Source organism: Tamlana sp. 2_MG-2023 (assembly GCF_030548465.1).
GTDB lineage: Bacteria > Bacteroidota > Bacteroidia > Flavobacteriales > Flavobacteriaceae > Pseudotamlana.
Window position 1 is genome coordinate 326673 of record NZ_JAUOSF010000002.1, and the last position, 25386, is coordinate 352058.

Genomic DNA, 25386 nt, shown 5'->3' on the forward strand with positions numbered 1-25386 from the left:
TAAGTTATATTTTACTAACTTTATAAAAGTTAATAACCAAGGAATAATTTAATAGTAAGTTATTCATTAAAACTTAAAATCAAAAATTATGTTACGATGGACTATCACATTTGTTATTATTGCTTTAATCGCTGGAGTATTAGGCTTTGGTGGAATTGCAGGAGCATCAGCTGGAATTGCTAAAATATGCTTCTACATATTTATTATACTGTTCATCTTCTCTTTATTAAGAGGTGTTCTTAAAAAATAAACAAGTATCATTTTGAAGTCTATAATAGTATGTGTAAACGTATTTATAGCATAATTTAATAATCAAACTTTAAAATTTATATTATGAAAAAAACGATATTAGCGTTAGCCTTATTATTTACAGTATCAACTGTATTTACAGGTTGTAGAGATGAAAAGAGTACAGGAGAAAAAATTGAAGAAGCAGCGGAAGACACTGGAGACGCTATTGAAGATGCGGCTGATGATGTTGGAGATGCTGTAGATGATGCTGTAGACGAAGTGGATTAATCCATTTTAAATACAAGTAAAATACAATGTTTTTTCGTTGTATAAAGATATTAAGAAATGCCCCGAATTACTCGGGGCATTTTGTATTTTAGAATATTATTAAAAATTAAAACATATGAGTAAGTCAGTGCCAAAATCCGTTTTTAAATTTCTTAGTAAGCTAGAAAAAAATAATAATCGTGATTGGTTTAATGAAAATAAGCCTGAATTTAAGGCGATTGAGAAAGAGGTGAAAGCTTTTTATAATTCTGTTTATGAAGGTTTAAATAGCTATGATGAAATTGATAAACTCAAAGTTTTTAGAATTTATCGCGATGTACGTTTTTCAAAGAATAAATTACCTTACAAAACGCATTTTGGTGGATCATTCCATAGAACAAAACCACGCTTGAGAGGTGGGTATTATTTACATATTCAACCGAATAACGAAAGTTTTATTGCAACAGGTTTTTGGGAACCTGCTAAAGAGGATCTTTTAAGAATAAGAAAAGAATTCGAAGTGGACGATGTTGAAATCCGTGAGATTATTGAAGATAAAAAATTTAAATCTGTTTGGGGAGAACTCGTTGGCGATGAATTGAAAACCGCTCCTAAAGGCTTTAACAAAGAGCATAAAGCCATTGATTTAATAAGAAAAAAACAATTCATTTTCGTTAAAAAATATAGCGATGAAGAAGTGTTAAATCCTAATTTTTTAGATGAAATAACCAGTGCATTTAAAACCATTCGCCCATATTTTGATTATATGAGCGATGTTTTAACTACAGATATAAATGGAGTTTCAACTATTGATTAAACCGCTGTTAGCAGCTCTGGTTTATCAAATAATTGTATTTGGCTTAATAAGCGATCTTTAACAAGGTTCATCATACGTTTGTTAAGCGCTGAAGAGTTTTCTATATAAAGTTGGTATTCCTCAACAGTAAACTGTCCGATAATCATGCCTTTCATGGAATTCCTAAGTTTCATGTCACGTTGAATGGCATTTTCAATGTAAGACATGCGTTTTTCCAAAGTAAACCCATGGAAAACAGATTTGTGTTTTCTAATGTAATTTTTAAAAACTTCTACAAGTAAATCATTTTGAAGTTTGATGATTGGTCTCAAAACTAAGTTCTGAAAGCGCTCATCACTACTCATGTTTTCTTTAATCGTTTCGCCTAAAATCTCAGGTCGAATGTTAGTCAGATTTGATTGTCTAGTGTTCATTTTTATGGAGATTTTACTTAAAAATAGAAATTATTCGAGCTGTTCATATTAATTTAACTTTATACTTATCAACGAGTTTATTAACATTCAAGAATTTCATACCTTTAGAAACTCTAAATAATATCGTGGTTTTCGGCTGTTTTGTTTGGTTAAAACACATATTATTTAGCAGGAATGAATCGTCTAGATTTGTTCGATAAAAAGGAATACAAAAATTAACACATAATTATATAAGATGAATTTTCATACAAGAAAATGGATTAAACCTGAAGATTTAAATGCAAACGGAACCTTGTTTGGTGGCCGCTTATTAGATTGGATTGACGAAGAGGCAGCGCTTTACACCATTATTCAATTAGAAAACCAAAAGGTAGTAACAAAATACATTAGTGAAATTGATTTTAAGGCTTCTGCAAGACAAGGCGATATTATCGAAATAGGGATTACCCCTGTGAAATTTGGAAGGGCATCATTAACCTTAAGTTGTGAGGTAAGAAATAAAATGACAAGAGAAACCATAATTACAATTTCTAACATTGTCATGGTAAATCTTGGACCTGATGGCAAGGCCAAACCGCATGGAAAAACGGAGGTAGAATACGTAAAAGATAGACTTCAATAGGGGCGTTTGAAAAAAACAATCAATTTTGAGAATTTGTTGAATAAAATTCAATTTATAATCTATCCACTAGTAATTTTATAAAAATTAAATAACAAAGGGGCTTTAAGTTTTAAATACATGTAATAAAACATAAATTTGTAAGTCTTTATAGGCTTTTAGGCTTTAAAAACGCCTAAGTTAAAAGCAACTTTAATACAAAATATAATATTTATGAGTAAATCATTGTTTGACAAAGTGTGGGATTCACATGTTGTAAGGAAAATTGAAGATGGTCCAGATGTGTTTTATATCGATCGTCATTTAATTCATGAAGTAACAAGTCCTGTAGCATTTGTTGGTTTAAAAAGTAGAGGTTTAAGCGTATTATATCCAGAGCGTACTTTTGCGGTTGCCGATCACAATACACCTACAATTAATCAGCATTTACCTGTTGAAGATCCTTTATCTGCTAATCAATTAAAAACATTAGAAAATAACGCGAACGAATACGGTATTAGTCACTGGGGCTTAGGGCACCAAAACAATGGTATTGTTCACGTTGTAGGACCAGAAAATGGTATTACACTTCCAGGAGCTACTATAGTTTGTGGAGATTCACATACATCAACTCACGGTGCTTTTGGAGCGATTGCTTTTGGTATTGGTACTTCGGAAGTTGAGATGGTTTTGACAACGCAATGTATCATGCAGCCAAAACCTAAGAAAATGCGTATTAACGTAAACGGAGCATTGAGTAAAGCGGTTACCGCTAAAGATGTTGGTTTATATATTATTTCTCAATTAAGTACTTCTGGTGCAACAGGTTATTTTGTGGAGTATGCTGGTGATGTTTTTGAAAACATGAGTATGGAAGGTCGTATGACAGTTTGTAACTTATCTATCGAGATGGGTGCACGTGGCGGTATGATTGCTCCAGATGAAAAAACTTTCGAGTACATTAAAGGGCGTCCAATGACTCCAAAAGGTGCAGATTGGGATAAAGCTATGGAATACTGGAAAACGTTAAAAACCGATGAAGGTGTAACGTTTGATAAAGAGTTTACTTTTGATGCTAGTGATATTGAACCCATGATTACTTATGGTACAAACCCAGGTATGGGAATGAGTATCTCTAAAAACATTCCTACTGCTGAATCTGTTGAAGGTGGAAAAGCAACTTATGATAAGTCTTTAGCCTACATGGGTTACGCTGAAAACGATCAAATGATTGGAAAGAAAATTGATTACGTATTTATTGGTTCTTGTACCAATGGTCGTATTGAAGATTTCCGTGCATTTGCATCTATTGTAAAGGGAAGACAAAAAGCAGACAATGTAACGGCTTGGTTAGTTCCAGGATCACACATTGTTGAAGCTAAAATAAAAGAAGAAGGTTTATTAGCTATTTTTGAAGAAGCTGGTTTCGTATTAAGAGAGCCAGGTTGTTCTGCTTGTTTAGCTATGAATGATGATAAAGTGCCTGCTGGAAAATATGCAGTAAGTACATCAAATAGAAACTTTGAAGGTCGTCAAGGTCCAGGTTCAAGAACCTTATTAGCAAGTCCATTAGTGGCTGCTGCAGCTGCTGTTACTGGCGTTGTAACAGATCCGAGAGAACTTCTATAATTAATAATTAACAATGAATAGTTAAAAATTAGAGTAAAGGATTTAAAACTTTTCACTTTTAACTTTTCACTTTTAACTTAAAATAATGGCTTACGATAAATTTACAACACTAACAAGTACTGCAGTTCCTTTACCAATCGAGAATGTAGATACAGATCAAATTATACCAGCACGTTTTCTTAAAGCAACAACTCGTGATGGTTTTGGAGACAACTTATTTAGAGATTGGAGATATAACGGTGACGATACACCAAAAACAGATTTCGTATTAAACAACCCTATATATAGTGGTAAAATTCTTTTAGGAGGAAAAAACTTTGGTTCTGGTTCTTCTAGAGAGCACGCTGCTTGGGCGGTTTATGATTATGGTTTTCGTTGTGTAGTATCTAGTTTCTTTGCAGATATTTTCAAAAATAACTGTTTAAACATTGGAGTTTTGCCAGTTCAAATTTCTCCTGAATTTTTAAATGAAATTTTTGAAGCGGTTTACGAAGATCCTAAAACAGAATTAGTAATCGATTTAGAAGCTCAAACAATTACATTACCATCATCTGGTACTCAAGAATCATTTGATATCAATGGTTATAAAAAAGGTAACATGTTAAATGGTTTTGATGATATTGATTATCTACAAAGCATGAAAGGTGAAATTGAAACTTTCACAGAATCACGCCCTTTTTAGAGCATGAGTTTGAGAAAAATAGAAATAATGGATACGACATTACGCGATGGTGAACAAACCTCGAGTGTGTCGTTTTCTGCTTCTGAGAAATTAACAATTGCTAAGCTTTTATTAGACGAATTAAAAGTTGATCGCATTGAAATTGCTTCAGCTCGAGTGTCCGATGGAGAACTTCAAGCCGTTAAAGATGTTACAAAATGGGCTGCAGCAAACAACCATTTAGAAGCTGTAGAAGTTTTAACCTTTGTAGATAAAGGAGTTTCTATAGACTGGATGATTGAGTCAGGAGCGAAGGTTCAAAACCTGCTTACAAAAGGTTCTTTAAACCATTTAACACATCAACTTAAAAAGACGCCTAGTCAGCACTTTGAAGAAATAAAAGAAAACATTACTCTGGCTGAAAAGTACAATTTGATTACCAATATTTATTTGGAAGATTGGAGTAATGGGATGCGTAATTCTAAAGCTTATGTTTATGAGTTTTTAGAATTTCTTTCTACACAACCAGTGAAGCGTATTATGCTTCCCGACACATTGGGAGTTTTAACTCCTGAAGAATCTTTTAACTTCATAAAAGAAATAAAGGAAAAGTATCCAAACTTGCATTTCGATTTTCACGCACATAACGATTACGATTTAGGTGTCGCTAATGTGATGGCAGGTCTAAACGCCGGAGCAGATGGTTTGCACTTAACGGTAAATGGTATGGGCGAGCGTGCTGGAAATGCACCTATGTCTAGTACCATTGCTGTGATTAACGATTTCATGCCCCACCTTCAAATTGGTGTCAATGAAAAAATGTTGTATACAGTAAGTAAATTAGTTGAAAACTTTTCTGGTTTGGTTATTCCTTCTAACAAACCAATTGTTGGAGCAAATGTTTTTACTCAAACAGCTGGAATTCATGCTGATGGAGATAATAAAAACAACTTGTATTTTAGTGATTTGATGCCTGAACGTTTTGGCAGAACACGAAAATATGCTTTAGGAAAATCTTCTGGCAAGGCAAATATTCAAAAGAATTTACAAGAATTAGGACTTCAACTTAATGACGAAGACTTAAAGAAAGTAACGCAACGTATTATCGAACTTGGTGATAAAAAGCAAGTTGTTACGAAAGAGGATTTACCTTATATTATTTCTGATGTTTTAGATAGAACTTACGAAGAAAAAGTGAAGGTGAACACCTATGTACTTACGCATTCGAAGGGGTTAAAACCTACAACTTCAGTATCCATAACTATTGAAGGTGAAACTTTTGAAGTTAACGCTCAAGGTGACGGACAATTTGACGCTTTTATGAATGCTATTAAGAGTATTTTTAAAAGTGAAAAACTAATCGTTTTACCAGATTTAATCGATTATGCGGTTAGAATCCCACCAGGAAGTCGTTCAGATGCTTTATGTGAAACCATTATTACTTGGAAAAGTGCTGAAAAAGAATTCAAAACACGTGGATTAGATTCAGATCAAACAGTTTCAGCTATAATAGCTACTGAAAAAATGCTGAATATTATTATTAACTAAAAAATGACCAAACACTAAAGTTTTTAACTAAAGTGAATGGTAATCATATAAAATAAAACAAAGACTAAAATTAATAAAAAATGAAATTTAATATAGCGCTTTTAGCCGGAGACGGAATAGGACCAGAGGTTATTGATCAAGCAGTAAAAGTAAGTGATGCTGTAGCAAAGAAATTCGGACATGAAATTACATGGCAACCTGCTTTAACAGGTGCTGCTGCAATTGATGCAGTTGGTGAGCCTTATCCAGATGCAACGCATGATATTTGTGCTGCTTCAGATGCCGTTTTATTTGGAGCTATTGGGCACCCGAAATACGATAACGATCCTTCTGCACCGGTAAGACCAGAACAAGGTTTACTTAAAATGCGTAAAAAATTAGGTTTATTTGCTAACGTGCGTCCTACTTTTACTTTCCCATCTTTATTAGATAAATCACCTTTAAAACAAGAGCGTATTGAAGGCACTGATTTAGTTTTCTTAAGAGAATTAACTGGAGGAATCTACTTTGGCGAAAAAGGTAGAAGAGATGGAGGAGAAACAGCTTATGACAACTGTGTTTACACAAGAGCTGAAGTACAACGTTTAGCGAAAAAAGGTTTTGAATTAGCCATGACACGTTCTAAAAAACTATGTTGTGTTGATAAAGCTAACGTTTTAGAAACGTCTCGTTTATGGAGAGAAACGGTTCAAGCTATGGAAAAAGATTATCCTGAAGTTGAAGTGAGTTATGAGTTTGTTGATGCTGTAGCGATGCGTTTAGTACAATGGCCAAATAGCTACGATGTGTTAATTACTGAAAACTTATTTGGAGATATCTTAACCGATGAGGCTTCTGTAATTTCAGGATCTATGGGATTAATGCCATCGGCATCTATGGGAACTGATATTGCTTTATTTGAGCCAATTCACGGTTCTTACCCACAGGCTACAGGATTAAACATTGCTAACCCAATGGCAACAGTGTTATCTGCTGCTATGATGTTTGAAACAGCATTTAACTTACCAGAAGAAGGAAAAGCGATTAGAGATGCTGTAAATAAAGCATTAGCTGAAGGGTTTGTTACTGAAGATTTAGCCGATGGAGGAAAATCTTATGGAACAAAAGAAGTAGGTGATTATTTAGCTAAAAACATCTAGATTTAAAATACACTTATAAAATTTTAAAAAGCCTGCTACAAGTTTATTGTGGCAGGCTTTTTTGATGTTTATACCCAATGTCTTTAGGATAAAATTTTACTAGGTTCTGGTAAAATCATGGCATTTTATGATAAATGAAGGCTTTACTTTTATAAAAGATATACTAGGCAGTTATTGCCTATTACTAAGTTATATTTTATTATGAAAAACAGGATACTACTACTACTACTACTACTATTTATAATGTTAACCCAAGCGTTATCTGCTACCGAGTATTACGTCTCAAAAAATGGAGCCGACTCTAACAATGGATCGATAAACAATCCATTTAAAACAATACAAAAAGCTGCAGACATCATGGTTTCTGGTGACATCTGCTATATAAAAAGAGGTGTGTACCGCGAGCAAGTTACCGTAAAAACAAACAATATTACCTTTATAAATTTCGAAAACGATAAAGTTGTTATTACAGGAGCAGATTTGGTAACGGGTTGGGTAGTTAGTAGTCAAGGAGCTCGAATTTATGAAACCAACTTTACAGGTTCGGAATCTGATTACACCATGCTTTTTATAGATGGAGAAAGACAAGGAATGGCGCGTTGGCCAAATAATTTAGGAGATGAAATGATGATGCCTGAAGATAAAACCACTGGGTATGAAGATTGTCAGGTTTTTACAGGGGTCGAAGGTCAAAAAAGTCGTCAAGTTAAATTTCCAAACATGTCTGGCTTTGCAGATGATTTTTTTAAAGGCGGAATATTTAGAGGTATTAATGGGAAAAAATGGATAAACCCAATGGGAACTATTACGGCATCTTCAGGCATAAATTTAACTGTTGATGCCATAACAGATGGTTGGATAGATAATAGTGAAAAAATATTTACAGATAGTGGTAAAGGATTTGGATTTATATTTCATTTAAATGCTTTAGATAGAGAAGGAGAGTGGTTTCAGACAAACAATAAAATATATTTAATGCCACCAGCAGGTAAAAATCCAAACGATTTACAAATTTCAATAAAAAATAGAAAGTGGGGATTTGTCTTAAATAATCGTAATAATATTACAATAAAAGGAATCTCAATTCATGCCGCTTCTATAAACATGGACAATACAGACAATGCTAGGATTGAAGATTGTTCGATACAATATTTACAGTCTTTTTTAACAAGGTCTGGTTATGGTGTGTCTAAGCTTCAAGGCGGGGTATATGTTAATGGGGATAATAATACAATTAAAAACTGTTATGTTGCGCATAGTTGGGGACATGGGATTTATGTAGATGGTGGAAATAACAACAAAATAGAAGGCACAAGGATAGAAGACATTGGTTGGATTGCTCAATTTACATCTTCACTACAAAACTATGCAGACGGAACAATTGTTACCAATTCCACTTTTGGATCTACCGGAAGGTTTCATATTCGAACCAATGGACAAATTAATATAACTTATAATGATTTGTATGATTGCATGAAAATGGGGCAAGATGCAGGTTCTATTCAATGTACTAATGGTAGTGATTGGGGGGTGCCTTTAGATATGAAAGGATCAGAAATTGCATATAACAGAATACATGATTCCAACACACTTACCGATGGTAAAAAGGAATTTGTTTTAGCATTATATCTTGAAGGATGTTATAATTACACGGTACATCATAATTTAATTTACAATTTTATTACCGATGAAGTACCAGATGGAACATTTGCCTATTTAGGACCTCGAAAAGCTAAAATTACAGATTGTTTTTATTATAATAATACTGTTTGGAATGTAGATTGGGCGGTTCGTGTTTGGAATAGAGATAATGAAGGAGACGTAGAAAACATACATTTTTGGAATAATATTATTGATAGTAGAGCAGCATATCAAGAAACGAAAAACACAACATCATTATTTGCTTTAATGGATTTCTCTAATAATTACGAAGACGTAACAGGTACTGGAAATACAATTTTTGAAGATGCTCCAAACGGAGATTTTAGACTTAAAAGTGGTGTTGCTCCAATTAATTATGGAAAAATAATACCAGGGGTTACAGATGGTTTTTCAGGTCATGCTCCAGATGCGGGGGCTATTGAGTATGGAAGTGATTTTCCTGCTGTTGGTTCTACGGTTAACAAGTCCATTTTTGATGGTGGTGATTACTTAACGGAGGCAGGAAATGAAAATATTGTTCCTGCTATTAGTTTTTTGAATCCACCAACCGAATATGAACAAGCATTGATTATTCCTGTAGAAATTAATTATAATTCGGATAAAGAAAATGAATTAGTTGCTGTAATGCATGCCCCTAACGGAACTTGGCTTGGTAATACACGTATTACAGTACAGGCCGGTAAGAACCAAAAGGCTTCCTTAGGTATAAAACTAAGTGAAATCCCTAAACAAGCAACGAATTACAAAATTACAATTTCTATTAGGCCTGTAAAAGGTAATGCCGCTTCAAGTTATGCTTCAGAATTTAACTTAGTTACTATTAAAGCAAATACATTACATGTAGAACCTATAAAAGTAAATGAAAGAATTATTTTTCCAAACCCGGCGCAAAATCAATTAAACTTTAGTAAAAAGGAGGCTTGGGTAATTAAAAATATAACGGGTGAAATTGTGTTAAGTGGTAGTACAGGTAGCGCTGATATAAGTACGCTATCTAATGGGATATATTTAGTTTATCAAAATGGCATAATTTTTAAATTGGTTAAAAAATAGGGCAGTTATTAAAATTGTATCCAATTAAATCTCTTACAATGGGGTAAGATATTGTTAGGTTTAGGTAAAATAATAGAATTCAATAGGATGTGTAAGCTGTAGTTTTATATCACAACTATTCATTAACTAATAAAAACACTTAAATGATGAAAAAATTACCTAACACAAAACTTTTATTTTTGGCTATTGCTTTAATTGCTACAGTTAGTTTTAATGCACAAAACCTTGTTTATGATTTTGACACCAACACCCAGGGATGGACAGCTGGCGTTGCTACTGGTCCTTGGGCATCGGCGTTTGCAGGCAACCCTTCTGGAGAATTAGAGATGACTTACCCTGCAGATTCCAAAAACGCGGTAATGTATGCTCCCGATGAAAATGGTGCAGCCGTTGGAGAAATTGACGCCGATACTTATAGTTATTTTAAAATCATATTCAGCAACGAATCTACCGAAATCGATTTACTAAGAATACGAACAGGACAAGACGATGGTGCTGGTGGTTTTACTTGGTCGAATGCACATGAAGAAGACATCACTACTGATGCCCCTGGTACTTATACCACTAAAACTTTTCAAATTTCGCATGCAAATTATAATGGCGATGTAAAATTTCAAGTTATTTTCAGAAATAAAGCAAATGGAGCATTAACAGATGGTTCTAGAGTTTTAATCGATCAAATAACACTTTCTGACAATACTTTAAGCACCAATAATGTAGCATCTAAAATAGTTCATGTATTTTTATCTAATAATACCTTATCGGTACCAACACCTGCTAAATACCAAATAATGAGTATTACAGGAGCGGTAGTTGCTCAAGGAGAAGGGTCAAAAAGTATTCCTGTATCTGGTTTAGCTTCAGGATTATACATTTACAAAACAGCAGAAGGATTTGCTAAATTTGTAAAATAAGAGAAATTTATTATTTGTATACCTAAGAAAGCTTGATTACAAACTGTAATTAGGCTTTTTTAATGCTTTAAATGGAGAATTATTAGGCACATTCTGAATTTAACCAAGTTTTAAAATACATACTTCGAGGTTTTTGTTTACCTAAATTCACAATAAAACCCTCGTATTTACAAGGGTTTTGAATATTATGAATGTGCATTTTTATAATTTAGATTTTAAACTTTACAGGTTAAAATCTATTACAAACGTTGTCTGTTTGTATTATTTCTTAAGGTTTACGAAATAATCGAAAATCTCAGGGACATTTCCATTACCCATATCAGCATTTACTGCAGCCGTAAGGTTAGCAGAAGTTGCTTTAGCAATATCAGAAACAGATCCTAAATCTTCCATCATCTGTACAAAGTAACCTAAATCTTTATTAGCGTTTGCAATAGAGAAACCTAAGTCACTTACATTATCAACTGCATAGTTTTTACAGAATTTCATGAAAGGAGAGTTAGATGGTCCAGCAGACATGATATCAAATAACTCTTGACCATCTACACCTGCTAATTTAGCAGCTGCAAAAGCTTGAGACATTGCTACCACAGTAGTCATTCCCATAAAATTATTGATTAATTTCGTTGTATGTCCAGCACCTAAAGCACCTAAATGGAATACGTTTTCACCTTGTTCGTCAAGCACTGGTTTTACTTTCTCAAAAGTTTCTTTGTCGCCAGCAGCCATGATGTTTAATAAGCCATCTTTAGCGTGAGCAGGAGTACGACCTAGAGGTGCATCAATCATTCCAGCCCCTTTTTCAGCAAGATCTTTTCCTATTTTACGTGTAGAAGCAGGAATCGACGTTCCGAAGTCTATCAAAACAGCACCTTCTTTAACACCTTCTAGAATACCGTTTTCACCATAAACGATTTTTTCAACTACAGCAGAAGTCGTTAAGCAGAACATGATGATATCACTCTTTTGAGCTAATTCTTTAGGAGAAGCCGCCTCAGAAGCATTACCGCGAGCAATAACTGTTTCAACAGCGTCCTTATTAAGGTCCATAACTATTAATTCGAAACCTCTTTTTTGAAGGTTTTCAACCATGTTTGCGCCCATAAGGCCGAGTCCGATAAACCCGATTGTCGGTTTTTTCATATTATTTATTTAAATATATTACATTTTGTTGCAAAGGTAAGCATTAACGTAATTATTTGAAGGTACAGATGGTTCTTTTTTTAAAAATTAAAGTTAAAATAAATACTTTAATTAACTGATTTTTAACCTTTACGAGATTTGTTTTTTGTATACGGTTATGATTTGAAGTCTTATATTTTTCATTAATTACATCTTCGAAACCCTTTAAGATTAAAAGTAAAATTTGAGATAATTACTTTTCGAAAATAAAAAAAGCCTTATGCTGAACATGTGCATAAGGCTTTAAATTTGTAAATATAGTTTTACTAAAAGTTAATTATTTAAATGCTTAGCATAAAATCCTAACATAGCTTTGTAAAGATCTAATCTATTTTCTTCTTTATGAAAACCATGTCCTTCGTCGTATTTAACCATGTAAGGAACATCAAAACCTTTAGCCCTTAAAGCTTCAACTATTTGATCGGATTCATCAATATTTACTCTTGGGTCGTTGGCACCTTGAACAACAAAAAGAGGTTTTTTAATTTTTTCAATTTGATAAGCAGGAGATACTTCTTCCATTATAACTTTCTCTGAAGCCACATCTTCATCATACCAAATTTCTTTCATGATTTTTAAATAAGGTTTCCAATATGGTGGAATCGTTTTCATGAATGTAAATAAGTTTGAAACGCCAACATAATCGACACCACAAGTATATAAATCAGGCGTTTTTGTTAAACCTCTTAAAACGGCATAACCACCATGACTTCCGCCATAAATAGCAACGTTATTTTTGTCTACCCAGCCTTTATCAATTACGAATTGCAGGCCATCTTCAACATCGTCCATGGCTTTTCTACCAATTTGTTTGAAACCAGATTCTAAAAAGGCCTTTCCGTAACCTCCAGAAATTCTAAAATTAACTTGCAATGTTGCATATCCACGACTTGCAAATAATTGTGCTTCTGGGTTAAACCCCCAAGAATCCCTAATACCTTGTGGTCCGCCATGCGGGTTTACAATTACAGGAACTTTTTTACCTTCTACAGCTGCTTTAGGTAAAGTGATGTATCCATGAATATTTTTACCATCTCTACTTTTAAATGATATAGGGCGCATAACCGCCATATCTTCTTCCTTAAGATTTGGCATTAAATTATAAAGTAATTTGAACTCATCTTTTACTGCGTCGTAAGCATAATACGTTCCATATAATTTGTCACTTTGAAGGAATATTAAGTATTTGTCTTCCTCATCGGTAACTCCAGCTATAGAATAATTATAGTCAGGAAATTTTGAAGTCATTTTTTTGTGTAATTTTTTGTAATAATGACTTACAGGTACAATTTCTTGTTTTTCACCTTCAAAAGCAAAATAATCTAATTCATAACCTCTTTTTCTTGATAATCTTAAACCAGAAACATCAAAATCTTTATTTGAAAATAGTTTTTTAATAACCTTATCTTCTTTTAAATCATATAAATAGATTTCTGTTTTATCACTTTCTAAGTTTGAAACGACATAAGCATCATGTGGGTTTTCGCTAGCATAATTAAATGAAGCAATTCTGAAGCTATCCTTCCAATTTAATTTCTTTTTAACCTCATAATGCTCTCCGTCGGTGGTGTAATATAAATCGATATTCACACCATCTCGAAGTCTTGAAAAACCTCTTAGTTTTCCATCTTTATCAAACTCGTAACCATCAATAGGGTTTTCAGCATCATCATTTTTATATAACTGAACCATTTCACCTGTTACAATATTAATTTTATAAGGTTCAAATATTTGAGGATTATTCTGGTTCATAGAGATAATCATGTGTTCTTTATCTTCTTTTAAACCATTTAGAATATTCACTTTTACACCATCAAAAGGTGTTAATTCAACCTGATTGGTGCCATCCAGATTTACAGCAAATAAATGGTAGTTTTCATTTCCACCTTTGTCCATGATATAAACCAATCTATTATCATTAGCCCATCCAAAACCACGAATCAATTCTTCTTCTTCTTTAATAACTAAAGTAACTTTATCGTTTTCAAGGTTTTTTACATAAACATGATTTTTCGCATCATCGTCTTTTTCTTTATAGGCGAGGTAGGCTCCGTTTGGCGAAAAAGAAAAAGAACTCGCTTTTGGTTTTGCAAAGTAATCTTTAACAGAATATTTATAATTACCATCACTAAAATGCTCTAGTTTGTCTAGTTCGGCATCCGAAGTAGGTAGGGTAGTGTTCCCAGGAAGTGTTTTTACAGTTTTCGTTAAAACTAACGGTAATTCTTGTCCGCTCTGAAATAAAGTACCATCAAAACTATTATTTTTGAAAGTACCGACATATTTCATCGCAGCTTGATTAAATTTTATAGTTAAAACCTGATCTTCAAAAGTAACTTCGTCCATTGGAATATCGGACGCACCTTGTGAAGGACTATCCATAGTACTTGTTAGCCCAGAATCTTCCTTTTTAATATTGAAAAGTAAAGGGATTTCGGTTTCTTGAACTGTTATTTTTCCTTTCCATGCTCCGGAAATGTCTTGTGCATCTGTCTGTGTAATCATACTTAGAAATAAGAATAAAGCACTGCTTAATTTAAAAATTGTTGTTTTCATTTAAAGGTGTAAATTTAAAGATTCTATAATAGAGTGAATTAATTAATTTGGAATGATTAGAAGCAAAAAGTGACTTTTTGTTACATAATTTTCACTAAAAAGCGCTTTTTTTATTATTTACTATAAATATATCGCTTTTTTAGATAATATTTTTTCATGTAAACACGTAATTAATTCCTTAATACTCTTTTGCTTAGTAGATTCTAAAAAATCCTAGAATAATTTTAAGAGCAATCATGCATGATAAACGCTCTAAAGATGTTATTTTTGCACGTCATAAAATTTTTAGCATGTCGGCAACAAAAGCGGAATTAGAAGAAAGAAAAGAAGGGAAAGATTTATACAGTTACCAGAAAGGGGCGATAGATAAAATATTTAACGCCTTTGAGGAATCTCCAGATGATTATCATTTGTTATATCAATTACCAACTGGTGGGGGTAAAACTGTTATTTTTTCTGAAATTGTTAGACAGTATTTAAAGCATCACAAAAAAAAGGTTTTAGTGATGACACACCGTATTGAGTTATGCCGACAAACCTCTAAAGTTTTAACCGAATTTGGTGTTCATAATAAGGTCGTTGATAGTAAAGCGGATTTAAGTGATCAGGCAGATTTCAGCTGTTTTGTTGCCATGGTTGAAACCTTAAACAACCGTTTAAATGATGATAAACTTGATATTTCTGATATAGGTTTAGTTATTATTGATGAAGCGCATTACAATTCATTTACAAAACTTTTTAAATTTTTTAGTCAATCTTTTATTTTAGGAGTAACAGCCACACCATTAAGTTCAAGTATTGAGTTGCCAATGACCGATAATTATGACGAACTTATTGTAGGTGAAAGCATTGAATCCTTAATAGATAATGGTTTCTTAGCGCGAGCTGAAATGTTTACTTATAATGTAGGTTTAACTTCGTTAGTTGTAGGGGCTAATGGTGATTATACTGTTAAATCATCTGAAGATCTATACACCGATAATGATATGTTATCTAAGCTTTTACAGGCTTACGAAGAGCGTGCAAAAGGGAAGAAAACTTTAATATTTAATAATGGTATTAACACATCACTGCATGTTTATGATACTTTTAAAAGAGCCGGGTATCCTGTTGCACATCTAGACAACACTAATAGTAAAAAAGAGCGTGCCATGATATTAAAATGGTTTAAAAACACGCCTGATGCTATTTTGACATCTGTGAGTATTTTAACTACAGGTTTTGATGAACCAACAGTTGATAGCATCATCTTAAATAGAGCAACAAAATCGTTAACGCTTTATTACCAAATGATTGGTCGTGGTTCTCGTATTTTGAAGAATAAAAAAACCTTCTCGGTTATAGATTTAGGGAATAATTTCCACAGATTCGGACCTTGGGGAGAGGATTTAGACTGGCAGCGTATTTTTAAATCGCCTACTTATTACTTAGATTCTATCTTAAGTGATGAGGATTTAGAGAGTAATTTCAGATATGAAATGCCTGATGAATTACGAGCTGAATTTGGAAAGTCTAAAGATGTGTATTTCGATATTCAAAAAACATATGTAGATTCTATTAGAAATGGCGAGTCTTCAAAAGTTGTTTTAGAGCGTTCTATTGAGCAGCACGCTAAAATATGTATTGAAAATAGTGAGGATGTTTATGATGCTTTAGCCTTAGCGAAAATGTTAGGGGACGATATTGATTTTAGAATTCAGCGTTATACAAAATGCATTAGTAAAAGTACTTACAACTTTGTAGATTGGTTAAAAGGGGATTATAGAAAAAAACTTAATTCATATTTACGTTCTAATTTTGATGAAGTTTTTGAGGAAATTCATGGATTTCCACCAGAAGATTAAGCTCTAACTATAAATTATAACACATAATAATTGTAGCATACTTAAAATAAGGTTTATCTTTGCAGTATTATTAACTCATTAAATCTGTACGATTAGATAAACTATGGCAAAATCGCAAGTTACCTTTAACAAAATTGAAAAAGAAAAGAAACGTTTAAAGAAACGTGAAGAAAAGCAAAAAAAGAAAGAAGCTAGAAAAGCTGAAGCTAAAGAAAATCCACAAGGGATTCAATTTGCTTACGTTGATTTTAACGGGAATTTAACTGACACCCCACCAGATCCTGCAATGCGAGAAAAGGTTGAAGCTGAATCTATTGAATTAGGAATACCTAAGAAAGAAGACAGAATAGAAGAAGAACCAGCAGCAAAGGAAGGAAAAGTGTCTTTCTTTGATCATTCTAAAGGTTTTGGTTTTATCATTGATAGTATTAATCAAGAGAAGTATTTTGTACACGTTAGTGGAACATTAGAACCTATTGAAGAAAATGATAAAGTGACTTACGAATTAGAACGTGGTCAAAAAGGAATGAACGCTGTTCGAGTTAAAAAGATTTAACTTTTTCTTATAGCGTAGTTTCAAACTACAAGATCCAATAACATTATATGAGTGCATCGCGTAAAACGATTCTTATCATTTTAGCTTTTTTTGCCATTTATGTTATTTGGGGTTCTACTTATTTGCTTAATAAAATAGCTGTAACTCATCTGCCGCCTTTCTTTTTGGCATCAATGCGCTTCGTTACTGCAAGTATTTTAATTTTTATTATAGCCAAAATTTCAAAAATTAGCTTAAAAATTAGTTGGCCGCAATTAAAAAATGCGGCTATAGCTGGTTTTTTGTTTTTAACCTTCGGAAACGGTGTAGTCGTTTGGGCTTTAAAATATGTTGATAGTGGCTTTGCGGCACTTGAAATTTCAGCACAACCACTTGTTGTCCTAATATTATTACGTATCCTTCAAGGAAAACAAATTTCGTTAATGTCTTATGTAGGTGTTTTTTTAGGTTTTCTAGGCATCTTTCTATTGGTTGGTCAAAAAGAACTTTTAAACCAAGAAGGGCAAATAATTGGTATGATCACTATTTTATGCTGTATGATCAGTTGGTCCTACGCTAGTATTTTTGTGGGTAAAGCCGATTTACCCAGTAATCATTTTGTAAATACAGGATACCAGATGCTTTCAGGAGGCCTTTTTCTGGGTATCATAAGTCTTATGTTGAATGAGCCTTGGTCTGCACCAAAAGTATGGCCAGAAAATGTTCAATGGGCGATGTTAGGCTTAATTTTATTTGGAAGTCTTGTTGCTTTTACAGCATTTAATTTTCTGCTAAAAACAGTGTCCCCAGAAAAAGTTGCAACTTCAACTTATGTAAACCCAATTATAGCCCTAATTTTAGGCTGGTGGATTCTAGATGAACACATTTCATTTCAATCTATTTGCGCTGCAGTTATTCTTTTAACAGGCGTGTATTTTATAAACTCAAACCGTAAATTTAAATTTAGATCCATTGGACGTTAAAAAAGCACTACAATTTATGCTAATTAGTACATTAGCTTTCACATGTATGAACGGTATCGTAAAATATTTAGCCCATTTTGATGCTTTTCAAATTGTGTTCTTTAGGTCTATAAGCTCCTTGTTTTTTACATTCGGATTTCTATTAAAAAACAATATTCCTATTTTAGGAAATAAAAGAAAACTGCTAGTTTTAAGAGGTTTAGTAGGAGTCACTTCAATGGCTTTGTTCTTTATGTCTACTAAATATTTACCTATTGGTACAGCGGTTTCATTACGCTATATGGCACCCATTTTTGCTGCTGTTTTTGCTGTTTTGATATTGAAGGAAACCGTAAAACCTATACAATGGTTATTTTTTGTTGCCGCATTTATAGGGGTTATTATTTTAAAAGGTTTTGATACCACTTTAGATAGTTACGGACTTATTTTAATCTTAGTTTCGGCTATTTTTAGCGGGTTGGTTTATGTAGTTATCAGTAAAATTGGGAAAGCAGATCATCCTGTTGTCGTTGTTAATTATTTTATGATAATATCTACCATTACTGGTGGTCTCGTAGCCATGTTTAATTGGACAACACCTGTAGGCGTAGAGTGGTTAATGTTACTTGCACTTGGTGTTTTTGGTTATTTCGGTCAGGTTTATATGACCAAAGCATTTCAAATTGCAGCAACCAATCAAGTGGCGCCTTTAAAGTATTTAGAAGTTATTTTCACCGTATTATTTGGGGCTTTTATCTTTGGTGAAATTTATACCTTATGGAGTTTGTTAGGTATTGCTATGATTATTACAGCATTGGTTTTAAATGCATTGTATAAAGGTGGGAAATAAACAATTACTTTTTATTTAGTCGAAAGTTAAATAATTATAAAACCATTTGAACCTGCAGAAGGAATCAAGTGTTTGCTTGCTGTAAAGAATAGAAAAAAACCAACTTTTAGTTCTCGTTAATATTTTAACCACAAAGCATACGTGAAAATTCAATAAATCTATTTTGCGCACTTTTTATTAGAGTGTTTTTTAGTTAAATCTTTTAGAATTTTACAGTATTTTCTTTTAAAGAAAGATGACTTCGTGTAACTAGTTCATTCCTAAAAAGATATGTAATCACCTTGTTTCTTTTATAATAAAATCATAGATTTCATATTTACGAAATCTACAATAAATAACAAAAAATACATGTATTAAACGGTGTTATAGCGAAAATTCATTTTAGTATTGTTAAAAATAGGTTGTTTTTTTATTAAATATGCATCCCTAAAAACTGTTAAATAAAATTACTTAAACCATTTAGTAGTTTGTCCTTAAATATTTATTAAATTTAATGAATTGTCGGAGACTATTTACTAAAATATAAGATTTGAAAGAAGCTATTAACTTGCCATTGTTTTCATCATATGAATTCGATTCTAGATTTTATGATGAATTATTTGCTAAAAGAGAAGATGTAAGAAGTATTTATAAAACGTTGTTCGAACTTTTTGGTACTTATTCTGTACCTGAATTTAACCGACTAAATGTTCAAGCAAAAGATTCCTTTTTTAATTCAGGAATTACATTTCAAGTTTATGGAGAAAATGAAGTCAATGAAAAAATATTTCCGTTTGATTTATTTCCAAGAATTATAGATCATAAAGAATGGGAGACTATTGAAACTGGGGTTTTACAAAGAAGTAAAGCTTTAAACCATTTTCTTTGGGATGTTTATCATGATCAGAAAATTATAAAGCAGGGTATAGTTCCAAAGGAACTCATAGAATCTTCAGTTAATTTTTTACCTGAAATGGTGAATTTTGATCCCCCTGAAGGTGTTTATAATCATATTTCTGGTACAGATTTAATAAAGCATTCCGATGGCAAATATTATGTTTTAGAAGACAATATTCGCTGCCCTTCAGGGGTAAGTTACGTAATAGGTAATCGAGGCGCTGTAAAACATGCTTTATTCGGTGTTTTCAATCAGTATAATACACATACCGTAGTCAATTATGGTTCTAAGTTATTAGACACCATGCAATCTGTTAAACCTACAGGTGTAGATAACCCTGTTTGTGTTATTTTAACTCCCGGCGTTTACAATTCAGCTTATTATGAGCATTGCTTTTTAGCCAAACAAATGGGGATTCTATTGGTAGAGGGGCGTGATCTATTTGTTGAAAATGATTTTGTTTACATGAAAACCATTTATGGTATTGAAAAAGTAGATGTGATTTACAGACGTGTAGATGATTTGTTTATAGATCCAAAAGTCTTCAAAAAAGATTCTGTTTTAGGGGTTCCTGGATTGTTTTCAGTTTATTTAAAAGGTAATGTGGCACTAGTTAATGCACCAGGAACAGGAGTAGCAGATGACAAAGCTGTTTACACTTACATGCCAGAAATTATTAAATATTACTTGGATGAAGAACCTATTCTAAATAATGTTCATACCTACCATTGTAGTCGTAAAGACGAATTGAATTACGTACTTGAAAACATTGATAAATTAGTAATTAAACCAGTTGATGAATCTGGTGGTTATGGTATTTCCATAGGAAATAAACTCACTAAGGAAGAAATAGAAAAAGTAAAAGAGACCATAAAAAAAGAGCCTCGAAAATACATTGCTCAACCTATCATGTCGTTGTCAACACACCCGACTTATATTGACGACACACAGTCTTTTGAGTCGAGACATGTGGATTTAAGAACCTTTACTTTATTAGGGAAAGATGTTGACTTTGTGTTAAAAGGCGGACTTACCAGAGTCGCGCTTAAAAAAGGAAATTTAGTAGTGAATTCATCTCAAGGGGGCGGGTCTAAAGATACTTGGGTATTAAAAAAATAGAATATATATGTTAGCAAGAGTAGCAAATAATTTGTTTTGGATGGGGAGATATATTGAACGATCTGAACATATTGCACGATTTTTAAGGGTAAATTATTTTTCTTCATTAGATGCACCAGATGAATTATCGCAGTCAAGACAATTTGTATTGCGTTCTATTATGTACATGGCTGCAAACGAAATCATAGATTCTGATATAGTTTTGGGTGAAGAAGAAGTCTTATTTAACGTTGGCTTAAACCATGAAACACCTTATTCAATAGTAAACGGGTTTGTTAATGCTCATGAAAACGCTAGAAGTGCTAGAGATTTAATCTCTAATGAACTGTTCGAAACCATTAACCGAATAAAACACGCTATAAAAGGGTATCCTGTAGAAAAATTAGTTAAAAGTCAACTGTATGATTTTACGATATTAGTGGTTGATGCCACTTCTGAAATTAAAAGTAAAATTGAAAGTACACTTTTACATGATGAAGTTTATGCTATTATCATGCTAGGTATTAATATTGAACGCGGATTGCAAGTAGCTAGAATTATTAATTCTAAAGTAAGTGATGCAAGCACTGTTAAAAAGATTTATGGTGATTTAGTAGATGGTAATTACCAATGGGCAACTTTGCTAAAATGTGTTTTGGCTTACGACATGATGCGCAGAAGTTATAAGAAAACACCTGAAAGAACCAACACTTTAGAATTTTTAATACTTAACTCCAAGTGTCCACGATCGATTAAAAACTGCCTAAATCAAATGAATAACTATATTTGTATGATTTCTAAGCAGCACGAAAAACCTGTGAATTCAGCTGCTTTTCTAATAGGAAAAATGACTTCTCAATTTGAATATAAATTGATTGAAGAAATTGATAATAATTTAGAAGATTTTATGGCACAGCTAATCGAAAAATTGGCTGAAATTGCTGTGAAACTAGAGGAAGATTATTTCGACATTTCACATACACTGGATACTAAAAAAGTAAAGGCTTAATTTAATTATAACCAGAGCAATAATTAATACTATTTTATTGTTTTTGAGTTTGTTGCTGAAGCCCTAATTCTTTTGCTGGTCTTAAATCTACTGAGATTTCCATGTCATTCTTTCCAGTTGAATAGATAACTCCCTTTAATGGTGGTACATCAAAGTAATCACGCCCATGAGCCACAACAATGTGTTGATCTTTTGGCACTTGGTTATTTGTAGGATCAAAATCTACCCAACCATATGATGGAATAAAAACAGAAAACCAGGCATGAGAAGCATCGGTACCAATTAATTTTTCTTTGCCTTCCGGCGGAAGTGTTTCAATATATCCACTTACATATCGAGCTGGAAGCCCCATAGAACGTACACAAGCAATTGCCACTTGAGCAAAATCTTGACAAACACCTTTTTTAGCTTTCATAACTTCATCTAAGGGAGTTGCTATATTTGTAAATCCTGAAACAAAATCAAAATCTATAAAAATACGCTGCATGAGTTCATGTGCAGCTACGTATAGTGAACGTTTAGGCCTAAATGAAACCTCTGCATATTTTTTTATTTCAGAAGTTGTTTTTGAAATCAACGGAGAGAATAATATAAATTGTCTTGCATTGATAGTGTCATTATCAATACCCTTTAAAAGCTTTATTGCATCCTCAACCGTAACTTTATCTCTTGCCACAGTATCTTCTTGTGAAACCTGAGCACTAAAATCTCTCGCAATTTTACTTCGAGATGTTACAACTAATTCTTCATGGTGCTCTTGAATTGAAAATGAAGCAACTGTATTACCAAAAAAATCTACCCGTTCTGATAATTCAGTTGGCATCGGACTAATTTCTAAACTGTAGTCCAGTAACTTTTGACCTTGAAAATCTTTAGGCTTTAAGGTTGCTAAATTATGACAAAATGAAGCGCCATGTTCATATTTGTATTTGGTTTTGTGCCAGAGATCAAAAACTACCATATTAATTCGTAATGTTTCGGTTAACCAATTGCTTTTGTTGTTGTGAATGATTGAAATACGTATCAGAAATCGCCATAGAAGTTACATGAAATAAGTCGCTTAACTCAGATAATAAACCATCTAGTTTCAAACGTATTTTTGATTTTTCATCGATATATAAAACTTCTTCTAATGTTATTTTTTGTATTAAATTCAATGCTTTTTCTATACTTTTTTGACAATTTGTGGCTTCGCTATTAGCGTTATTGTTAGGCAGTTTATTTATATCCTTTTGTAATCTGCTAATTTGATAAGTTAAAGACCTTGAATATTCATTATCTAAAAGCAATAATTTTATTACGTTTTCAATACTTAAATACGATTTGTAACTGTACCTGTAAATATTTAAACTTTCATGGCTTGACAATAGAGATTCCAGAATTTCATATTCTAAATCTTCATCGTGAGTTACAACAATTAGGGCTCTAAATTTTTCTATGGTGATAGAAGCTTCTTCCAGTTGTAATCCAATAAAGTAGAGGAGGAGCCCCTGTTTTACCATAATACTTTCTTCGGTAAGTGCCATAAAAGCAATAAGTCTAGTGATAATTTTGTCAAAAAACTTAGTTAGTGCATAGATGCTATAATTTTCCTCAGCTTTGAAGTTTTTCCAAATTTTATCAATACTATCAAAAACACGCCACATGTCTTTCGACCATAAATTTCTTAATGTATAATAGGAACCATTGAAACTCTGTAAACTTTGAGCAAAACTTCCAATACGTTTATCATCAATAACAACAGAAATAATTTCCTTTAAAGGATCTTTCAGCATTTCTTCAGATTTATCTTCATCGAAAAAACCTGGAAATGTTGAAGTAATAGTGGTAATTGAGTGATATAGTATATTTAAACTTTCAGAATCAGGCTGATATCTATTTGTGTATTGCACATTCGTCATTTGGTTTAAAACCATTCGAATGTACCTTGCCGTTAAAAGTGTTCTTGCAACATATCTCCCTGACCAAAACAAGTTTTCAGCCGTATTACTAGGTACATCATTAATACTAATAATGTTATTAGGAGATGTTTTGTTCCATGAGTAGAGGTGTAATTGATCTTGGTTTTCTTCACCAATAACCCAAAAATCTTTACTTGTACCACCACGTTGGTTAGAAACAAAAAGTTTCTCACGTTCTGCAGCAACTCGAACTAGTCCTCCTGGCATAACGCTGTAGTCGTCACCTTTAGCAATAGAGAAGGTGCGACATAATACTTTACGTGGTTCTAGTTTTTCATTTACAAAATTTGGAGCTGTAGAAAAATAAATTTTTTCTTGAGCTACATATTGATTTGGATTGGCAAGTATGTTTTTTTTAAGTTGTTTTAATTCTTTTTTATTTAAAAACTCACAGAAAATGATGTTTTCACGTTGTGATCTATCAATTTTCTTAACCACAAAGGAGGTCAGATTTTCAAAAACGTGATTACGTTCCTTTTCTTGTCCGCACCACCACGAAGCTATTTGTGGTAAAATCAATTTCTCGTTCAGGAAATATTTACAGATATTATCCATAAAAGGAATTAAACCAGGGTTTTCTAAAACACCACTACCAATAGGGTTTACAATGGCTACATTTTGCAGTCGTACCACTTCTAATAAACCAGCCACACCTAAATAAGAATCTTCGCGTAGCTCTAAAGGATCCATAAAAGCATCATCAACACGACGTAAAATAACATCAACTTGTTTTAAGCCTTTTAAGGATTTCATCCAAACTTTCCCATTTCGAACCACTAAATCATTGCCTTTAACCAATGGGTATCCAAGGAAATTGGACAGATAAGAGTGCTCAAAATACGTTTCATTATGAGGTCCCGGCGTTAAAACCACAACAGTAGGGTTGTCTATATTATCAGGTGCCGCTGTTAATAGTAATTGATTAAAATCTTTGAAAAAATTAGAAGGTTGCTTAACATTAATATTATCAAATATTTCAGGAATCACTCGGCTTTTGGAAAATCTATTCTCTAAAGCATAGCCCATACCAGAAGGCGCTTGTGTACGATCATTTACCACCCACATACGTCCGTCAGGACCACGAGCCAAGTCAACGGCATGAATAGCTAATTGTTTCGCTGTTTTATATTGAATTTGATCACAAGATCTTAAAAATCCACGATGTGCATAAATAACTTCTGGTGGTATAATGCCATTTTTAAGTAATTTACGCTCACCATAAATATCTTTTAGTACGAGGTTTAGTATTTCAGAACGCTGCTGAATGCCTTTTTCTACCAATTCCCACTCTTTTTGTTGAATGATGAATGGGATGATATTTAAATTCCACGGACGATGTAATCCATTAGGGTCGTTATATACGTTGTATGTGACACCATTTTCTGCTAAAAGCCAGTCTATTTCAGACTGTTTTGAAGCTAGTTCTGTGCTACCAATTTTCAATAAATTATCCAGCAGACTTTTCCAATCAGGTTTGATGGTCATGTCTGAAGTTAGTAACTCGTCATATTTACTAAAATCTTTAAAATAATTTTCGAATATGATATTTTCCTTTGTCTCCATTAATTGGAATCCTTAAC

General features: G+C 32.8%; 21 protein-coding genes. 16 read left to right on the forward strand and 5 right to left on the reverse strand.

Annotated elements, in window-relative coordinates; translation table 11 throughout:
* Positions 1-88: 88 nt before the first annotated feature.
* The 3 genes from Q4566_RS04515 (at position 89) to Q4566_RS04525 (ending at position 1315) form a co-directional block, all read left to right on the forward strand.
* Positions 89-250: a DUF1328 domain-containing protein gene (locus Q4566_RS04515; RefSeq protein WP_303418815.1), complete on the forward strand. Its 162-nt coding sequence runs from the start codon at positions 89-91 to the stop codon at positions 248-250.
* 83 nt (positions 251-333) lie between these two features.
* Positions 334-519: a hypothetical protein gene (locus Q4566_RS04520; protein WP_303418819.1), complete on the forward strand. Its 186-nt coding sequence runs from the start codon at positions 334-336 to the stop codon at positions 517-519.
* Between the two features lie 115 nt (positions 520-634).
* Positions 635-1315, forward strand: a complete 681-nt coding sequence (locus Q4566_RS04525; protein WP_303418822.1) for a DUF2461 domain-containing protein — start codon at positions 635-637, stop codon at positions 1313-1315.
* Here Q4566_RS04525 and Q4566_RS04530 read toward each other — a convergent pair.
* Positions 1312-1728 (reverse strand): glyoxalase, encoded by a 417-nt coding sequence (locus tag Q4566_RS04530; protein WP_303418825.1) that lies wholly within the window; start codon positions 1726-1728, stop codon positions 1312-1314. The genes Q4566_RS04525 and Q4566_RS04530 overlap by 4 nt on opposite strands.
* Before the next feature lie 235 nt (positions 1729-1963).
* Between Q4566_RS04530 and Q4566_RS04535 the strand changes: the two genes are divergently transcribed.
* The 7 genes from Q4566_RS04535 to Q4566_RS04565 all read left to right on the forward strand — a co-directional run bounded on the left by Q4566_RS04535 (position 1964) and on the right by Q4566_RS04565 (position 10932).
* The gene (locus Q4566_RS04535; RefSeq protein WP_303418828.1) at positions 1964-2350 is read left to right on the forward strand and encodes an acyl-CoA thioesterase; all 387 of its coding nucleotides are present in this window, start codon (positions 1964-1966) and stop codon (positions 2348-2350) included.
* Positions 2351-2560: 210 nt separating this feature from the next.
* Positions 2561-3955 carry a 3-isopropylmalate dehydratase large subunit gene (gene leuC / locus Q4566_RS04540; RefSeq protein ID WP_303418831.1) on the forward strand — a complete coding sequence of 465 codons (1395 nt, stop codon included), beginning with the start codon at positions 2561-2563 and terminating at the stop codon, positions 3953-3955.
* Between the two features lie 85 nt (positions 3956-4040).
* The gene (leuD, locus tag Q4566_RS04545) at positions 4041-4637 is read left to right on the forward strand and encodes a 3-isopropylmalate dehydratase small subunit (RefSeq protein WP_303418833.1); all 597 of its coding nucleotides are present in this window, start codon (positions 4041-4043) and stop codon (positions 4635-4637) included.
* A gap of 3 nt (positions 4638-4640) precedes the next feature.
* Complete coding sequence (locus tag Q4566_RS04550) at positions 4641-6164, forward strand: alpha-isopropylmalate synthase regulatory domain-containing protein (RefSeq protein ID WP_303418835.1); 1524 nt, start codon at positions 4641-4643, stop codon at positions 6162-6164.
* 80 nt (positions 6165-6244) lie between these two features.
* Positions 6245-7303 carry a 3-isopropylmalate dehydrogenase gene (leuB, locus tag Q4566_RS04555; RefSeq protein ID WP_303418838.1) on the forward strand — a complete coding sequence of 353 codons (1059 nt, stop codon included), beginning with the start codon at positions 6245-6247 and terminating at the stop codon, positions 7301-7303.
* Positions 7304-7504: 201 nt separating this feature from the next.
* Positions 7505-10018, forward strand: coding sequence for a right-handed parallel beta-helix repeat-containing protein (locus Q4566_RS04560; protein WP_303418841.1), 2514 nt, complete (start codon positions 7505-7507; stop codon positions 10016-10018).
* A gap of 143 nt (positions 10019-10161) precedes the next feature.
* Positions 10162-10932: a hypothetical protein gene (locus tag Q4566_RS04565; RefSeq protein WP_303418843.1), complete on the forward strand. Its 771-nt coding sequence runs from the start codon at positions 10162-10164 to the stop codon at positions 10930-10932.
* Positions 10933-11193: 261 nt separating this feature from the next.
* Here Q4566_RS04565 and Q4566_RS04570 read toward each other — a convergent pair whose 3' ends face one another.
* Positions 11194-12075, reverse strand: coding sequence for an NAD(P)-dependent oxidoreductase (locus Q4566_RS04570; protein WP_303418846.1), 882 nt, complete (start codon positions 12073-12075; stop codon positions 11194-11196).
* Between the two features lie 312 nt (positions 12076-12387).
* A complete protein-coding gene (locus tag Q4566_RS04575; RefSeq protein ID WP_408056941.1) occupies positions 12388-14670 on the reverse strand; it encodes a S9 family peptidase in 2283 nt (760 codons plus the stop codon).
* 290 nt (positions 14671-14960) lie between these two features.
* On the opposite strand from Q4566_RS04575, the gene Q4566_RS04580 reads away from it, so the two are divergent.
* The 6 genes from Q4566_RS04580 to Q4566_RS04605 all read left to right on the forward strand — a co-directional run bounded on the left by Q4566_RS04580 (position 14961) and on the right by Q4566_RS04605 (position 21845).
* The gene (locus Q4566_RS04580) at positions 14961-16514 is read left to right on the forward strand and encodes a DEAD/DEAH box helicase (RefSeq protein ID WP_216067963.1); all 1554 of its coding nucleotides are present in this window, start codon (positions 14961-14963) and stop codon (positions 16512-16514) included.
* Between the two features lie 103 nt (positions 16515-16617).
* Complete coding sequence (locus tag Q4566_RS04585; protein ID WP_303418849.1) at positions 16618-17070, forward strand: cold-shock protein; 453 nt, start codon at positions 16618-16620, stop codon at positions 17068-17070.
* A gap of 47 nt (positions 17071-17117) precedes the next feature.
* Positions 17118-18032, forward strand: a complete 915-nt coding sequence (locus Q4566_RS04590) for an EamA family transporter (protein WP_303418852.1) — start codon at positions 17118-17120, stop codon at positions 18030-18032.
* A 16-nt stretch (positions 18033-18048) separates the two neighbouring features.
* Positions 18049-18861, forward strand: coding sequence for a DMT family transporter (locus Q4566_RS04595; protein WP_303419263.1), 813 nt, complete (start codon positions 18049-18051; stop codon positions 18859-18861).
* A gap of 529 nt (positions 18862-19390) precedes the next feature.
* Positions 19391-20857 carry a circularly permuted type 2 ATP-grasp protein gene (locus tag Q4566_RS04600; RefSeq protein ID WP_303418855.1) on the forward strand — a complete coding sequence of 489 codons (1467 nt, stop codon included), beginning with the start codon at positions 19391-19393 and terminating at the stop codon, positions 20855-20857.
* 7 nt (positions 20858-20864) lie between these two features.
* Entirely contained in the window at positions 20865-21845 is a 981-nt protein-coding gene (locus Q4566_RS04605; RefSeq protein ID WP_303418857.1) for an alpha-E domain-containing protein, read from the forward strand.
* A gap of 34 nt (positions 21846-21879) precedes the next feature.
* Here Q4566_RS04605 and Q4566_RS04610 read toward each other — a convergent pair whose 3' ends face one another.
* Together Q4566_RS04610 and Q4566_RS04615 are read right to left on the reverse strand one after the other, a co-directional pair.
* Positions 21880-22806 (reverse strand): transglutaminase family protein, encoded by a 927-nt coding sequence (locus tag Q4566_RS04610; protein WP_303418860.1) that lies wholly within the window; start codon positions 22804-22806, stop codon positions 21880-21882.
* A 1-nt stretch (position 22807) separates the two neighbouring features.
* Positions 22808-25369, reverse strand: coding sequence for a circularly permuted type 2 ATP-grasp protein (locus Q4566_RS04615; RefSeq protein ID WP_303418864.1), 2562 nt, complete (start codon positions 25367-25369; stop codon positions 22808-22810).
* Between the last annotated feature and the right edge of the window lie 17 nt (positions 25370-25386).

What these genes read in the sequence shown, in the direction of transcription:
- Q4566_RS04565 (WP_303418843.1), top strand. Translation starts at nt 10,162, where the DNA reads ATGATGAAAAAATTACCTAACACAAAACTTTTATTTTTGGCTATTGCT.
- Q4566_RS04585 (WP_303418849.1), top strand. Translation starts at nt 16,618, where the DNA reads ATGGCAAAATCGCAAGTTACCTTTAACAAAATTGAAAAAGAAAAGAAA.
- Q4566_RS04605 (WP_303418857.1), top strand. Translation starts at nt 20,865, where the DNA reads ATGTTAGCAAGAGTAGCAAATAATTTGTTTTGGATGGGGAGATATATT.
- Q4566_RS04570 (WP_303418846.1), bottom strand. Translation starts at nt 12,075, where the DNA reads ATGAAAAAACCGACAATCGGGTTTATCGGACTCGGCCTTATGGGCGCA.
- Q4566_RS04515 (WP_303418815.1), top strand. Translation starts at nt 89, where the DNA reads ATGTTACGATGGACTATCACATTTGTTATTATTGCTTTAATCGCTGGA.
- leuC (WP_303418831.1), top strand. Translation starts at nt 2,561, where the DNA reads ATGAGTAAATCATTGTTTGACAAAGTGTGGGATTCACATGTTGTAAGG.
- Q4566_RS04610 (WP_303418860.1), bottom strand. Translation starts at nt 22,806, where the DNA reads ATGGTAGTTTTTGATCTCTGGCACAAAACCAAATACAAATATGAACAT.
- Q4566_RS04530 (WP_303418825.1), bottom strand. Translation starts at nt 1,728, where the DNA reads ATGAACACTAGACAATCAAATCTGACTAACATTCGACCTGAGATTTTA.
- Q4566_RS04525 (WP_303418822.1), top strand. Translation starts at nt 635, where the DNA reads ATGAGTAAGTCAGTGCCAAAATCCGTTTTTAAATTTCTTAGTAAGCTA.
- Q4566_RS04520 (WP_303418819.1), top strand. Translation starts at nt 334, where the DNA reads ATGAAAAAAACGATATTAGCGTTAGCCTTATTATTTACAGTATCAACT.
- Q4566_RS04575 (WP_408056941.1), bottom strand. Translation starts at nt 14,670, where the DNA reads ATGAAAACAACAATTTTTAAATTAAGCAGTGCTTTATTCTTATTTCTA.
- Q4566_RS04595 (WP_303419263.1), top strand. Translation starts at nt 18,049, where the DNA reads ATGCTAATTAGTACATTAGCTTTCACATGTATGAACGGTATCGTAAAA.
- leuD (WP_303418833.1), top strand. Translation starts at nt 4,041, where the DNA reads ATGGCTTACGATAAATTTACAACACTAACAAGTACTGCAGTTCCTTTA.
- Q4566_RS04560 (WP_303418841.1), top strand. Translation starts at nt 7,505, where the DNA reads ATGAAAAACAGGATACTACTACTACTACTACTACTATTTATAATGTTA.
- leuB (WP_303418838.1), top strand. Translation starts at nt 6,245, where the DNA reads ATGAAATTTAATATAGCGCTTTTAGCCGGAGACGGAATAGGACCAGAG.
- Q4566_RS04550 (WP_303418835.1), top strand. Translation starts at nt 4,641, where the DNA reads ATGAGTTTGAGAAAAATAGAAATAATGGATACGACATTACGCGATGGT.
- Q4566_RS04535 (WP_303418828.1), top strand. Translation starts at nt 1,964, where the DNA reads ATGAATTTTCATACAAGAAAATGGATTAAACCTGAAGATTTAAATGCA.
- Q4566_RS04580 (WP_216067963.1), top strand. Translation starts at nt 14,961, where the DNA reads ATGTCGGCAACAAAAGCGGAATTAGAAGAAAGAAAAGAAGGGAAAGAT.
- Q4566_RS04615 (WP_303418864.1), bottom strand. Translation starts at nt 25,369, where the DNA reads ATGGAGACAAAGGAAAATATCATATTCGAAAATTATTTTAAAGATTTT.
- Q4566_RS04590 (WP_303418852.1), top strand. Translation starts at nt 17,118, where the DNA reads ATGAGTGCATCGCGTAAAACGATTCTTATCATTTTAGCTTTTTTTGCC.